This is a genomic window from Pseudomonas aylmerensis (assembly GCF_001702265.1).
GTDB classification, from domain to species: domain Bacteria; phylum Pseudomonadota; class Gammaproteobacteria; order Pseudomonadales; family Pseudomonadaceae; genus Aquipseudomonas; species Aquipseudomonas aylmerensis.
Window position 1 is genome coordinate 37,002 of record NZ_MAUE01000029.1, and the last position, 14,364, is coordinate 51,365.

Annotated in this window: 10 protein-coding genes; 4 read left to right on the forward strand and 6 right to left on the reverse strand. The window is 62.6% G+C overall.

Features of this window, described 5'->3' with window-relative positions:
- Positions 1 to 13: 13 nt before the first annotated feature.
- Positions 14 to 5,143: a dermonecrotic toxin domain-containing protein gene (locus tag BBG20_RS20500; protein WP_065906519.1), complete on the reverse strand. Its 5,130-nt coding sequence runs from the start codon at positions 5,141 to 5,143 to the stop codon at positions 14 to 16.
- Between the two features lie 179 nt (positions 5,144 to 5,322).
- On the opposite strand from BBG20_RS20500, the gene BBG20_RS20505 reads away from it, so the two are divergent.
- Positions 5,323 to 6,360 (forward strand): Ldh family oxidoreductase, encoded by a 1,038-nt coding sequence (locus BBG20_RS20505; RefSeq protein ID WP_065906525.1) that lies wholly within the window; start codon positions 5,323 to 5,325, stop codon positions 6,358 to 6,360.
- A gap of 31 nt (positions 6,361 to 6,391) precedes the next feature.
- On the opposite strand, the gene BBG20_RS20510 is transcribed toward BBG20_RS20505, so the two are convergent.
- The gene (locus BBG20_RS20510) at positions 6,392 to 6,712 is read right to left on the reverse strand and encodes a DUF883 family protein (protein WP_065887380.1); all 321 of its coding nucleotides are present in this window, start codon (positions 6,710 to 6,712) and stop codon (positions 6,392 to 6,394) included.
- Positions 6,713 to 6,876: 164 nt separating this feature from the next.
- Between BBG20_RS20510 and BBG20_RS20515 the strand changes: the two genes are divergently transcribed.
- Entirely contained in the window at positions 6,877 to 7,131 is a 255-nt protein-coding gene (locus tag BBG20_RS20515; protein ID WP_003190904.1) for a hypothetical protein, read from the forward strand.
- On the opposite strand, the gene BBG20_RS20520 is transcribed toward BBG20_RS20515, so the two are convergent.
- Positions 7,103 to 8,017 (reverse strand): LysR family transcriptional regulator, encoded by a 915-nt coding sequence (locus BBG20_RS20520; protein WP_207200653.1) that lies wholly within the window; start codon positions 8,015 to 8,017, stop codon positions 7,103 to 7,105. The two genes, BBG20_RS20515 and BBG20_RS20520, sit on opposite strands and share 29 nt — an antisense overlap.
- Positions 8,018 to 8,100: 83 nt before the next feature.
- Here BBG20_RS20520 and BBG20_RS20525 point away from each other — a divergent pair, with 83 nt between their 5' ends.
- Positions 8,101 to 9,027, forward strand: coding sequence for a carbon-nitrogen hydrolase family protein (locus BBG20_RS20525; protein ID WP_065906747.1), 927 nt, complete (start codon positions 8,101 to 8,103; stop codon positions 9,025 to 9,027).
- Positions 9,028 to 9,969: 942 nt separating this feature from the next.
- Here the strand turns inward: BBG20_RS20525 and BBG20_RS20535 are convergent.
- The 3 genes from BBG20_RS20535 to BBG20_RS20545 are packed head-to-tail and all read right to left on the reverse strand — an operon-like array spanning position 9,970 to position 12,429.
- Positions 9,970 to 10,521 (reverse strand): GNAT family N-acetyltransferase, encoded by a 552-nt coding sequence (locus BBG20_RS20535; RefSeq protein WP_065906530.1) that lies wholly within the window; start codon positions 10,519 to 10,521, stop codon positions 9,970 to 9,972.
- Positions 10,522 to 10,526: 5 nt separating this feature from the next.
- Positions 10,527 to 10,988: an LEA type 2 family protein gene (locus BBG20_RS20540; protein WP_065906532.1), complete on the reverse strand. Its 462-nt coding sequence runs from the start codon at positions 10,986 to 10,988 to the stop codon at positions 10,527 to 10,529.
- 13 nt (positions 10,989 to 11,001) lie between these two features.
- Complete coding sequence (locus tag BBG20_RS20545) at positions 11,002 to 12,429, reverse strand: nucleobase:cation symporter-2 family protein (RefSeq protein WP_065906533.1); 1,428 nt, start codon at positions 12,427 to 12,429, stop codon at positions 11,002 to 11,004.
- Positions 12,430 to 12,662: 233 nt separating this feature from the next.
- Here BBG20_RS20545 and BBG20_RS20550 point away from each other — a divergent pair, with 233 nt between their 5' ends.
- A complete protein-coding gene (locus BBG20_RS20550; protein ID WP_065906534.1) occupies positions 12,663 to 14,288 on the forward strand; it encodes a methyl-accepting chemotaxis protein in 1,626 nt (541 codons plus the stop codon).
- Positions 14,289 to 14,364 lie beyond the last annotated feature (76 nt).

A 14,364-nucleotide genomic window follows, 5' to 3' on the forward strand; every position in this document is an offset into this window, starting at 1 on the left:
GCCGGGAGCCTGTTCAGGCTCCCGTCTCCAGCCTGCGCCCCAGGTCACTGATGATGCAGGTCACCGAGTCGGCATTGGCCAGGATCGTGTCGATCCGTTTGTCGGCATCGCTCATGAAAATATCCCGGGCCTGCGCAAGGCTACGCGCACCGGTGGCGCTCAGCACTTTATCCTTGAGAATCCGGGTGCCATTGTGGCTGCCGAAATCCTCCCATTCCTGGCTGAACTCATCCCACACCTTGAACAGGATGCTGGCCGGTGTAGAGATCGAGAAGGCGGTCTGGCGCAGGTCGTCGAGTTCGGTCTTCATCTGCCAGGCACCGCTGGCCTTGACGTTGATCAGGTCCGGGAACGGTCGCATGCTGTCCAGGTAAGCCAGGTCTTCGGTCAGGGACTTGAGGTGGGATATCTCGTGGATCAACACGGTTGCCCGCGCGTGGGCGGAAATGTCGAACGGTGCGTTCAGGCGGTTCTGATAGACGTCCATGTGCGGGTCGAAAAAACGGTCCAGCAAGTAAATCTTGTGGTCGTGGTCTTCGGGCACGACAAAGGCAAACGTGGTTTGCGGATTGTAGCGATGGGTGCCGCTGACAAAGCGTGTCGAGTGGGCGCCGATCAGCGTGGGATTGGTCAACTCATCAAGCACCTCATCGACGCGCCGCTCGACCCTTTGCACCTGCGCGGGCGTCATCGTGACCACGCCGAACAACTCACCAAAGAACTGCCCGAGCCGGCTGTTGGGATCGCGCAGCGGCTTGAAGTGCAGGAGGTTGCGCTTGCAGTTGACCGCATAGTACGTCGCGACGTTGAGCGCCTCGTCAATGCACTGCGCCTTCCAACTGGATAACGCCTCGATTTCCTGCAGGCCCACCGCTTCGATATTGATCGCGTCGCGTTCGGCCGCCAGTGTGTAGAGCTTGCCGGTAAAGCGACTCAGGACTTTGCCGTAGCGCGGGTGGCGCCGGTTGAAATCCAGCGTCCAGACGCCCTGGGCATCGCATTGCACATAGGGGCCGTGCAGGTCGCCTATGCTCAGGCGCCAGTGCTCTCCTGCTGGTTTCACCGGGTACACCTTGCCTGCCAATGGCACGAAATGATGTTCGCCGCTTGCATCCCGGTAGGGAAGAGTCAGCGCACGAAGCTCCAGTTCGCTCAGGGCAAAATCGTGGGTTTCAAACGCCTGCAGTTGCGTACGCAAGGGCCCGGTGAGGTCCAGGTCCGCCAGCGTCAGTTCGCCCGACGACGGCCTGACCTGGCTCTGAATAGCCGGGGTCTGGGGCAGCAGCCTATCCACCTCCTTGCGCAGTGACGCCAGTTGCGCCACGCCACACACAAAGGCCCTGAGCGCGTGTTGCCAGCGGTGTTGCTGCAAGTCCTCGGCGGAGATCTTGAATTGCTGGTAGCTGCGCCATACCACCAGCGGGTAGGCCAGCTTTCCGGCCATGAACTGCAAGCCCTTGGGGATGCCCTCGGTGAACAGGCTGGTGATGGCGTCCCATTGTGCCTCGCACGCGGGGGAAAACTGCGTGTCGAGCATCTGCTGCAGCATCTGGAGGTTGTCCTGATACAACCGGCCCAGCACATTGCCGTCGATGGTCGCGGCACCGAGGCGGATTTCCGAGAACCCACGGCCCCAACGCTCGCCGAGCAAATTGCGGTAGGTGGCCTGATGGGGCTCCTGCATCTGGCCGACGACCCAGTCCTGCAGGGTGCCGGGGCTGGTGATCGCGTTGACCAGGGCGGCTTCATGCGCGTATTCCTTCAGCAGGTGCTTGGGACTGTAGGGCGCGTACAGGATCAGGGGCCCGGCAGTTCCGGTTTTCGCCCCGATCAGGTAGCAGCCCAGGGCTTTGACCGGTGCTGCGCCCGGGGTGGCGATCAGCTCGAGCGGGCGAATGGTTGCATTGACGCCCGCCACCGCGTCGCGTGCCACGGCATCCGGCATATCAAAGATTTGCTGGATGTAGCTCCAGGCTGATGCGGACAATCGCTCCTCGAGGGTTTGTTCATGGGCGTATTGCAGCAACTGCCAGGGCAACTGCCGACAGAACAGTTGGCGCCGCTGGCGGCTGTCCTCGGTGTCACTTGCGAGGAGCGTCGTGAGTTTCTTCTGATAAAGGCTTTTCAACCCCACTTGCCGAACCAGTTGCACCACGGCGTTGCCGTCCAGTTCCGCCGGTAATGGCGTGGCGGTCCGCGAACGCGGGCGGATATCGTCACCGTTCAGCTGGGGCAAGTGCCGCAGCGCGAAGTCCACGAGGGTCTGGACATTGCCCGTAAGGTCGATACGACCGGGGATCAAGATGCCTTCCGGGTTGATCACCTGCCCCGGAAAGCGCTTGCTGAGCAGGTCCGAGAGGAGGGGCAGGACCTCATTACGCAAGGGCGTGATGCCATGCAGGTAGTCGCGTTCGTCCGGTGCGCTGACGCGATACTGTTCCAACAACTCGGCCTGCAGGATCTGCTCACGGGGTGCTGCCATGCCCAGCCACACCGGCAATGCCTGCTGGTAAGTGATGGCCTTCGCGATCGCGATGGCGCGCGGCAGGTTGGTCGGCGGTGGCCGTCGGATCAGGTTGTCCATGCAGTCCTGAAAGCGCTCTGCGCTCAATCGCATCGAGAACAGATGGTCAATCTCGTCACGCATGAAGTCGCTGTAGGTCTGTTGCCGGTTGTGCAGCAGGTGATCGTCGATGCGTCGCAGCGGACCGAGCTGGCAGACCCGATGGGGTATGTACTGCGAGACCGGCAGGTTTTCCACCAGGGTCAGACGCTTGAGGGGATCGCGCAGGCGTCGCACCAGTGCGTCGCACAACGCCTTGATCGACCCGAATGACTCGTAGCCACTGCGCGGGGTCCATAGCAGCGCCACGCCGGAGTTGAACGGATCGATGCCGCCGCGCTCGGTCAAGACAAAACAATTGGCCAAGGCATGCGGCGTGTTGTCTGTGCCGAATCTCAAGGTCAGGCCGTACGCATCCGGTATGAACCCGTTCAGGCCATGGCGGGTCAGCCGGCTCATGCCGTCGGCGTTGAGCACGCTGTCCAGCAGCACCACGCTCTCGGCGGACAGGCTCTTGTGCAGCCAGCGCAATTGCGCCTCGCCCCGCAGCCCCTGCAACATCGCCTGGCTGAGGTGGGCCTGGTTTTGCTCCAGGAGCAGGTTGGGCAGGGTGCGCAAGTCGTTTTCGGCAAACGTGCGCAGAACCTCGTCGATAATCGCATTGAAGGTAACCAGGCCCAGGTTGTGCAACTGGTAGGCGGCGCCGGCGGTGTACGGTCCGTAGAACCAGGTCAGCGACGATTCACTCAGCGCAGTAGCTTGCCGGGCCAGGCGGGCGATCAAGTGCTGCACCATGCTGGACGACGCCAAGGGCAAACGCTCTTCGCGCTCCAGGGCAGGGGTGGGATAGGTATTGATAAAGACGGCGTCGGGCTGCAGCTCCAGGTGTCTGCTGTCTAATTCGTCTGCCAGCGCGTGGGCTGCCAGGCTGCGCAAGGTGGGATGGTGCTTGCGCTCTTCGGCCATGGCGACCTCGATGGCCTGCAGGCGCTGCAGGTGCCGCTTGGCTTTTTCCGCCAGCACCGTAGTCGGGCGCCCGTTGCCGCTGGTGACGGGATGCACGCTCCAGCGCCCGTCGGTTTCCTCGGCCAGCAACCGACTGTCGAGCATGGCACGCACATCCAGGGCACTGTCGAGCAACGCCGCCAGGTCGACGTCGCCGCCACTGCGCCGATACAGCCCCAGCGCATAGTCGAGGTTGTCGAGCTGCTTGCTGACAATGTCCTCGAGTGTCTCCTGAAACACGTCGCCGACCACGGGCTTGCCGGTCACCTGGACCTCATCCATGCCAATAAACACGCTGCGCTCCTCCACGGAGAGGAAATTGAGCAGTTCATCCTCGTGCCCGGCGGCCTTGAGCATGGCCAATAGCGCGTTGTCGAGGTCTTGCAGGTTCGCGAGCACCTGCAAGCCGCGTGTCTGGGTGTAGAGATACGCATGGGTGTTGCTGATCATCAGCGTGCTGGCGAGGTCGACGTAATGTTGAAAAGGCGCATGCACCCGCACCTTCTCGATATTCAGCTGCGGATCGAAGGCGCTGCGCGCGGCCTGGTCCGGGAGGAACAGCGCGCGCAGTTTCTGGTTTTCCTCGGTGGACACGATCCATGCCTGGTGCTTGAGCAGCAGGTCGGCGCGGAACTTGTCACTGATCACCCGCGCGAAAAACTGCAGGCGTGACTGCGTGCCGTCGATGTCTTCATTCCAGTAGGTCTGCAGCAGGCTGCTCAATAACGTTGAGAGGATCGCGCTGGTGTGTTCGACCACGTTGTCCCAGCGCTGTTGGTCCTCGGCCAGTTGCTGTGGAGTGAAGGCGCTGGTGTCATGCGCGAGATTGAAATACGTGTGCGTCTGGCCTGCCGGCCAGGCCTGTTGCACATAAAAACGCAACAGTGTGTCGCGCAAAGGCTCAGAGGCAACCCAGTGCCCGCCCACGACGGTGAAGGAATTCACGCGTGTGTCGGCCTGCTTCAGACGACGGAAATGAGGGTGGGCCATGATCCCGAGCAAGGTGTCGAGCATCGCGTGCAGGCTGGGGAGTTGGCGCAATTGGCTGAGCATTGCCGCGACGTTTTTTTGCTGGCTGGCGCGGATCGCCTCCTCTTGATCCTGCATCACCGCCCCCTGGATGATGGCCGTGGTCACCGCCAGGCGCGCACCGGCCGGCAGCGCGTCACGGGTGTCGATGGACACAAATTGCAGTAACTCACTGCGCTGGCTGGGGTGTGTCAGGCGCTCTTCGAGCGTGCTGATCAGGGTGGTGCGGTGGTCGAACAGCTCGAGTCCGCCGTAAGGCGTGTAGAGCACGGCCTTGCCGTCGTCGGGCGTCGGGCTCATCAGGAACGCGCCCGCCAGCACGATGGCGGGTTGGCCGCTGAGGTTGACCAGCAACCTGTCGACCTGCATGGGAAAGCCATGCACCGTGGCGTCCTGGCGTGCCGTGTGGGTGGCGTAATACAACGTGTGCAGCCACTCGAGGTCCCTGACCGTGAACCCCAGCGCACGCTCTCGTGGCGTAGGTTCCTTGCGGCGGGTGGGGCGAAGGAACTCATCGAAAAAGTACGCTGGGGTCACGCGCGCCATGGTGCATTCTCCGTTGTTGCAGCGGGTAGGAGGCCCAAAGTAGGGGCTGGCACGGTGGGCAGGGCGGTAGATAACTGGCGCGCACTGCAAGCGCCCGTTGACAGCAGGCACGGGAGGCGTTGTTTAATCGGCGGTCTGGATTCTTGTTGTCTCTTCCAATTATAAAATCGGAGCTACAGATGTCTGCCCAGTCCCCGATAGTTGACAACGCAACAGCGCTCATCGGTTTTGACGACCTGGTGGGGTTGCTGCACGCCGTGTTCGTGAAGCACGGCACTTCGCCGCAAGTCGCCGCGATCCTGGCGCACAACTGCGCCAGCGCCGAGCGTGACGGCGCCCATAGCCACGGGATCTTTCGTATCCCCGGCTACCTCAGCACCCTGGCCAGTGGCTGGGTCGACGGCAAGGCCACGCCGGTGGTCACCGACGTCGCCTCCGGCTTCGTGCGCGTGGATGCCGGCAACGGCTTCGCGCAGCCAGCACTTGAAGCGGCGCGTGCGCTGCTGGTGGACAAGGCCCGCAGTGCCGGCATCGCGCTGCTGGCGATCCACAACTCTCATCACTTTGCCGCGCTGTGGCCGGATGTCGAACCCTTCGCCGAAGAAGGGCTGGTGGCCTTGAGCGTGGTCAACAGCATGACCTGCGTGGTGCCTCACGGCGCCGACCGGCCACTGTTCGGCACCAACCCCATCGCGTTCGCCGCCCCGCGTGCCGACGGCCTGCCGATTGTCTTCGACCTGGCCACCAGCGCGATTGCCCACGGCGACGTGCAGATCGCCGCGCGCAAGGGCGAGCGCTTGTCGCCGGGCATGGGCGTCGACAGTCTCGGCCAGCCCACCACGGACCCCAAGGCGGTGCTGGAAGGCGGTGCGTTGTTGCCGTTTGGCGGGCACAAGGGCTCGGCGCTGTCGATGATGGTCGAACTGCTGGCGGCCGCCTTGACCGGCGGTAACTTTTCCTTCGAGTTCAACTGGGCCGACCATCCGGGCGCACGTACACCCTGGACTGGGCAGTTGCTGATTGTGATCGACCCGAGCAAAACCGCCGGGCAAAACTTCGCCGAGCGCAGCCAGGAACTGGTGCGGCAGATGCATGCGGCGGGGTTGCGGCGTTTGCCCGGAGATCGACGTCATCGCACACGGGCGAAGTCGCAGGCGGCAGGGATCGAGATTGAAGCGAAGGATTTGCGGCAGCTACAGGAACTGGCACAGGGGTAGGAGGGGCTGCGCGCGGCGCAGCCCCGGCGCCTCAGTTGCGGCGACCCAGCAACAGCCCAACCACCAGGCCGAAGCCTGCGGAAATGGCCACGGTCTGCCACGGGTGGCCACCGATGTAGGTTTCGGTGGCATCCACTACCGGCTTGCTGCGTTCGCGCACGTTAGACACCGAGTCCAACGCCTGCTTGAGTTTGATGGCGACCTGTTCGCGCAGGGTTTCGCCTTCTTCACCTACCAGCGAAGCGCTGCTTTTGAGCAGTTTGTCCGATTCTTCGATCAGCGCCGTCAGTTCACTGAACGCTTGATCCTTGATTTGATCTTCAACAGATTGGGCGGCGGTTTTGCGGGCCATGGGTGTGACTCCTTGCAGGTGAATGTGACAGTGAACAATGGAGTGCCGGGCGGCGGCAAAAGTTGCAGTTTTTTTGCCTGGACGTGCTTGCCGGGAAAATCCGAATCCGGAAAATTCGACCTACAGTGTAAGATGTCGCCTATTTGTGCAGCAGGTAATTCAACATGAGCTTCAATCTCGCCAACAAGACCCTCGCCGAACGCGCCGAGCTGGAAGATGAAAAGTCGCGCCTCTACGACCTGTGGCAAACCAACCTGGGCAAGGCCAAGGGCGAAGCGGCGCGGTTGTTCGGTGAGCGCGCCAAGCGCAAGGGCAAGTGGGCTGAATGGGTGCGCGCGGAACTCGACGGCATGTCGCCACCGGAGTTCTCCAACATGGTGCGCAGTGAAGTCAACAAGCTGATGGCAGCGGCGAAGTAAAGCCTTCGACAATCGCCTCGCGCACTTTAAGCAGCATCGGGTCCAGCTGGGCCTGGGTGCGCCAGCCCAGCTCCACCGGGTAACGCGGCAATGCCAGCGGGCAGGGCAGCATGCGCAAACCCGTCAGCCCGGCGATGGCCTGCGCGGCGTGCCCGGGGATGGTTGCCACCGCCTGGCTGCCCTTGAGCAGATACGGCAGCGCGGCAAAGTGGCTGGTCGACGCACACACATGTCGATTCAGCCCCCGCGCGGCGAGGGCTTCGTCGGTGATGCCGATAAACCCGCCGGATGACACCAGCACATGCTCACGGCGGATGAATTCCTCCAGGCTGATACTTGCCTGGTCCGAATCCACCAGGCAGCGGTAATCGCCTTCCCCCAGCACCTGCCGACTCAAGCGGCCGTGGGCGAACCCTCCGGCGGTAATTGCCAGGTCCAGGGTCCGGTCGAGCAGGGCACCGGCGACGATCTGGCTGTGCGTCTGCCGGAAGATCACCCGCAGCTTCGGCAACCGCAGTGCAATCGCGTCCATCAGACGACGACCGTAGGCAATCTCGAAGTCATCGGACAGCCCCAGCACCACCGAGCGCCCCTGGTAATGCGGATTGTCCGGATGGACCATCGCCAGGCTCTGCCGGCAACGCTCCAGTGCCTCACTGATCACCGGCTTCAACTGATTGGCACGCAACGTGGGCGCTAGGCCGCGTCCGGTGCGCACGAAGAGTTGATCGTCATACACCTCACGCAAACGCCGCAGGCCTGCACTGATGGCCGATTGCGTGACGCCCAGGCGCAAGGCCGCGCGGCTGGCGCTGGACTCGTCGTGCAGGGCTTCGAAGGTTTTCAGCAGGTTCAGGTCGACCTGGGTGATATTTATTTGGCTCATATCATTCAGCACTGAGGTGGGCTTTATTCATGATCGAGCCTGACGCAAGAATGGGCAACCCCCCCTTGTTCGGAGTGATCGTGATGCCTGTTTCTACCGTGGCCGCTTTGCAAATTGGCTCATTGCCGGGCGGCAAAGCCCAGACCCTTGAGCAGATCCTGGGCTATGAGGACGAGATCCTGCGCAGTGGCGCGAAGCTGGTGGTGATGCCCGAAGCCTTGCTCGGTGGCTACCCCAAAGGCGAAGGCTTCGGCACCCAGTTGGGCTATCGCCTGCCCGAGGGCCGCGAAGCCTTTGCCCGCTATTTCGCCAATGCCATCGACGTGCCTGGCACAGAGACCGAGGCCTTGGCCGGCTTGTCGGCGCGTACCGGCGCCAGCCTGGTCATCGGCGTGATCGAACGCAGCGCCAGCACGTTGTATTGCACCGTGCTGTATTTCGAACCCACCGGCGGCCTGGTGGCCAAGCACCGCAAGTTGATGCCCACCGGCACCGAACGGCTGATCTGGGGCAAGGGCGACGGCTCGACCTTGCCGGTGATTGACACCGCGGTCGGCCGCGTCGGCGGCGCGGTGTGCTGGGAAAACATGATGCCGCTGCTGCGCACCGCGATGTACGCCAAGGGAGTGGAGGTGTGGTGCGCGCCGACGGTGGATGAGCGCGAGATGTGGCAGGTCAGCATGCGCCATGTAGCGCATGAAGGGCGTTGCTTTGTGGTCAGTGCGTGCCAGGTACAGGCCTCGCCCGAGGCGTTGGGCATCGAGGTTGCCAACTGGCCGGCGGAGCGGCCGCTGATCGCGGGCGGCAGCGTGATTGTCGGGCCGATGGGCGACATCCTGGCCGGGCCATTGCTGGGAGGCGCCGGGCTACTGACAGCCCAGATCGACACCGATGACCTGGTGCGCGCGCGGTATGACTACGACGTGGTAGGGCACTACGCGCGTCCGGATGTTTTCGAGTTGGTAGTGGATGAGCGCGCCAAGCCAGGCGTGCGCTATATCACCGACTAACACCCGGTAAGCCCTGTAGGAGCCGGCTTGCCGGCGATAGCGGTGTGTCAGTAACACCTCCAGTGGCTGACATGCCGCCTTCGCGGGCAAGCCCGCTCCCACATTTTTGAACCGTGGCGACTGTGGCCCAGCGATTCTTCATGGATCTGGATGCCAACCGCTCCAACGCCAATGACGGGCATGGACTTCACAGGCGTTGCGCTAACCCCTGTGGGAGCGGGCTTGCTCGCGAATGCGGTGGGTCAGTCAAATCACCAGCGGCTGACACGCCGCCTTCGCGAGCAAGCCCGCTCCCACATTTTTGGACCGTGGCGACTGTGGCCCAGCGATTCTGCATGGATCTGGATGCCAATCGCTCCAGAGTTAATGGCAATCATGAGCTGCGAGTTCTCCACGGCCGACAAAGTTCTTCCCCGCTTGCGCTAATCCCTGTGGGAGCGGGCTTGCCCGCGAATGCGCTGGGTCAGTCAAATCACCAGTGGCTGACACGCCGCCTTCGCGAGCAAGCCCGCTCCCACATTTTTGAACCGTGGCGACTGTGGTCCAGCGATTCTTCATGGATCTGGATGCCAACCGCTCCAACGCCAATGACGGGCATGGACTTCACAGGCGTTGCGCTAACCCCTGTGGGAGCGGGCTTGCTCGCGAATGCGGTGGGTCAGTTAAATCACCAGCGGCTGACACGCCGCTTTCGCGAGCAAGCCCGCTCCCACATTTTTGGACCGTGGCGACTGTGGCGCAGCGATTCTTCATGGATCTGGATGCCAATCGCTCCAGAGTTAATGGCAATCATGAGCTGCGAGTTCTCCAGGCCGACAAAGTTCTTCCCCGCTTGCGCTAACCCCTGTGGGAGCGGGCTTGCCCGCGAATGCGGTGGGTCAGTTAAATCACCAGTGGCTGACACGCCGCCTTCGCGAGCAAGCCCGCTCCCACAGGTGGTGTTCAGCCTTGAGGGGATTTGCTTTCCAGCCATTCCTCACGGGTCATTTCCCAGATATCGCGTGGGAAGAAGCCTTCGACGAATTCACCGTGATCGGTCCTGATCAAACGCATGCCCGTGCGCTCGGAAATCCGCCGTGACCCCAGGTTCGGCGCAGCCTTGGGCACGCGCAAGACCGCTCGCTTGAGTACGCCGAACCAGTAGTCGGTCACCGCCGCGCTGGCTTCGGTCATTAACCCTTGCCCCTGCCACTGCGGGCCCAGCCAGAAACCGCGATTGTTGTCGTGCTCGTCCATCAGGCTGACGTTGCCGATCAGTTGCCCAGGCGCTTCTTTCAGGCGGATCGACCAGTGCCATTCCTCGCCACGGGCCATGGCGGGCAAGGCAATCTGTTCCAGGTAGGTGCGCGCGCCATCGGCCGGGTAGGGCCAGGGCACCAGGGCGTTGAGGTAGCGCACCACGTCCCAATGCGCGAATTGCTGCTGGATCCCGTCGGCGTCGTCCAGGGTCAGCGGGCGCAAAATCAGGCGTTCGGTGAATAGCGTCGGTTGCATGGCGGTTACCAGGTCGCGGTGTTCGGCAGGTCCAGGGTGCCCCGTTCCACGAAGCGCATCGTGCCGAACAGGCCGCCTGCGAGTTTGCCGCGCAGCACGTAGGGCAGGTTATTGAGGCTTTGGGTCTGGCTCAGGCCGAGGGTCTGGCGTAACACTGAAAACGCCGAAACGCTGACCGGCACCGTCAGAACAGTCTCGGAAAACCGCGGGATGCTTGCGCCCTGATCACTCACCCCCGACGCCAGCGGCCGGCCATTGACCTCCAGGTCCAGGGCCACGCCGGTGTAGTCGATCGCCGTTTCATTGGGGTTCTGCACCCGCAGTTTCACGGCGAAGCGCACTTCCAGGTCCTGGCTTTGCAGCGGCTCGATGCCGACCACGTTGATGTTCACCGGGTCGCGGTTGGGGAACAGCGCGCAGGCGCTCAAGGTCAGCAGCAACAGCGATACAACCATGAGCTTGCGCATTTGAAAGGGGCTCCTATTGGGTGACGTCCGGATCCTGCATGACCTTGAGGGTAGAGGACTCCGGATCAAATTCATCTTCTTCCAGCTCTATGAACTCTTCCGGCAGGAAAATGTTCAGCAGGATTGCACAGAACGCACCCACGGTGATCGGCGACTCGAAGATGTTGTGCAACGCTTTTGGCAGCTCGCGCAGCACTTCCGGCACGGCGGCGACGCCCAGGCCCATGCCCAGCGAGATCGCCACGATCAGCACGTTGCGCCGATGCAGCCCGGCTTCGGCGAGGATCTTGATGCCGGCCACGGCCACGGTGCCGAACATGATCAGCGTGGCGCCGCCCAGCACCGGCTTGGGCATCAGTTGCAGCACTGCGCCGATCATCGGGAACAGCCCCAGCAGCACCAGCAGGCCGGCGATGAAGTACGCCACGTAGCGGCTGGCGACGCCGGTCAGCTGGATCACGCCGTTGTTCTGCGCGAAGGTCACCATCGGCAGGCTGTTGAAGGTCGCGGCCATGGCCGAGTTGAGGCCGTCGGCCAGCAAGCCCGACTTGATGCGCTTGATGTACAGCGGGCCCTTGACCGGTTGCTGGGAAATCATCGAGTTGGCCGTCAGGTCACCGGCGGCTTCCAGCGGAGAAATCAGGAAGATCACCGCCACCGGGATAAACGCCACCCAGTCAAACGAAAAGCCGTACTTGAACGGCACCGGCACGCTGATCAGCGGCACCTGGGGCAGGGCAGCCATGTCGACGCGGCCCAGCCACCAGGCGACGACAAAGCCGAGGGTCAGGCCGATCACGATCGAGCCCAGGCGCAGGAACGGGTTATTGAAGCGATTGAGCACCACGATGGTCAGCAGTACCAGGGCCGCGAGCCCCATATTGCTGGCAGCGCCCAGGTCGCTGGCGCCAAACCCGCCGGCCATGTCGGTGACCGCTACCTTGATCAACGACAGGCCCATCAGGGTAATGATGGTGCCGGTCACCACCGGGGTGATCAGCTTGCGCAGCTTGCCGATGAACTGGCTGAGCACCACTTCGATAAACGCCGCGAAAAAGCAGATGCCGAAGATCGTCGAGAGGATCTCATCGGTGCCGCCGCCGCGCGCCTTGACCATGAAGCCGGCGCTGAGAATCACACTGATAAACGAGAAACTGGTGCCTTGCAGGCACAGCAGTCCGGAGCCGATCGGGCCGAATGTGCGCGCTTGCACAAAGGTGCCGAGCCCGGACACGAACAACGCCATGCTCACCAGATACGGCACTTCGCTCTCCAGGCCGAGCACGCCGCCGACGATCAGGGTCGGGGTGATGATGCCGACAAAACTGGCCAACACATGCTGCAACGCCGCAAAAATCGCCGCGGTGAAGTGCGGGCGGTCTTCCAGGCCGTAGATCAGGTCGGATTTATAACGGGGGCGGGGGGCTCGAGCGTCAGACAAAGTATGGGCCAGGCTGGGAAATGGAGGCGCAGGATGCCAGAAAGTGCCGGTCGTCAGAAGTGTGTAAATATATTTCGAAACACCCGCATTAATTTCTCAAGTCGGCCGATAGCCTGGACAGGCCCCACACACTTATTACAACAGTGGTGCCAGAGGTCCGAACAGCGCGTTGACGCTGACGGATCGTGTCGCGGCAGGGACGCTCGCCAACACTACTTCTTGAGAGCACCCCTATGTCCCTCCGTAATCTGAACATTGCTCCCCGCGCTTTCCTCGGTTTTGCGTTCATTGCGTTGCTTGTCATCATCCTGGGTGTGTTTGCGGTCAACCGCATGACCACGATTCGCCAGTCATCGCTGGACATGGGGACCAATCAGTTACCCAGCGTGAAGTTTCTCGGCACCATGACCGAAAACGTCCTGCGCCTGCGCATCCTGTCTTTTCGCATCCTGATCAATCGCGAGCCAGCGGCCCTGGACGAGGCCAAGACCCGCGTGGCGGTGCTGATGGACAAGGTCAAGCAGGCCCAGGCGGCTTACGCCGTGATGCCGGCCGGCCCTGAAGAAGCGGCCTTGTACAAGTCCTTCGCGGCGACGCTCGACAGTTATTTCGCCGCACAGGCTGAAATGATGTCGCTGTCCCAGCAAAACAAAGTCGATGAGATGCGCACCCTGATCAACACGCGGATCAAGGACGGTACCGACCTGATGGGCGAGCAGTTGAACAAGCTGATTGCGATCAACGGTGCCGATGCCGATCAGGCTGGCCGCGAAGCCGATGACAGTTACCAGCAGGCCGTCAGCGGCATCATCATTGTGTCGGTGGTCGCTGCGCTGATGACCGTGCTGTTGGCCTGGCTGCTGACCCGCAGCATCGTCACCCCGTTGCGCAAGGCCGTGGAAGTGGCGGAAACCATCGCCGGCGGCAATTTGAGCAAAGTGATCGCGGATGACGGCAAGGATGAACCCGCCCGCTTGATCAGTGCGTTGGCGAGCATGCAAGCCAACCTGCGCCAGACTATCCAGCACATCGCCGGCTCGGCGACGCAACTGGCCTCGGCAGCGGAAGAGCTGAGCGCGGTCACCGAGGAAGCTTCGCGTGGCCTGCAGCAACAGAACAATGAGATCGACCAGGCCGCCACGGCCGTCAACGAAATGACCGCCGCCGTGGAAGAAGTTGCACGCAACGCGGTGTCCACCTCCGAAGCTTCCGGCCAGTCCAACCAGGCCGCGCGGGAAGGGCGCGACCGTGTGGTGGAAACCGTCGGCGCGATCCAGACCATGACCCAGGATGTGCAAAACACGGCAGTGCTGATCGAAGGCCTGGCGTCCCAGGGCCGGGATATCGGCAAGGTGCTGGACGTGATCCGCGCGATTGCCGAGCAGACCAACCTGCTGGCGCTCAACGCCGCGATTGAAGCGGCACGTGCCGGTGAGGCGGGGCGCGGCTTTGCGGTGGTGGCGGACGAAGTGCGGGCCCTGGCCCATCGCACGGCGCAGTCGACCCAGGAAATCGAGAAGATGGTTGCCGGCATCCAGAACGGTACCGGTGAAGCCGTACAGTCGATGCAGCAGAGCAACCAACGCACCCAGAACACCCTGGAAATGGCGCGCGCCGCCGGCGTGGCCCTGGAGCAGATCACCCAGTCCATCAGCCTGATCAACGAGCGCAACCTGGTGATCGCCAGCGCATCGGAAGAACAGGCCCAGGTCTCGCGTGAAGTGGACCGCAACCTGGTGAACATCCGCGACCTGGCCACGCAGTCGGCGGCGGGTGCCAACCAGACCAGCGCGGCCAGCCACGAGTTGTCGCGCCTGGCGGTGGATTTGAACGGGATGGTTGCCAGGTTTGTAATCTGATTGGACGTACGGTCAATCCTGGTAGGCGCCGGCAAGCCGGCTCCTGCAGGGGGGGCGCGAGCCATTATTCAGACCG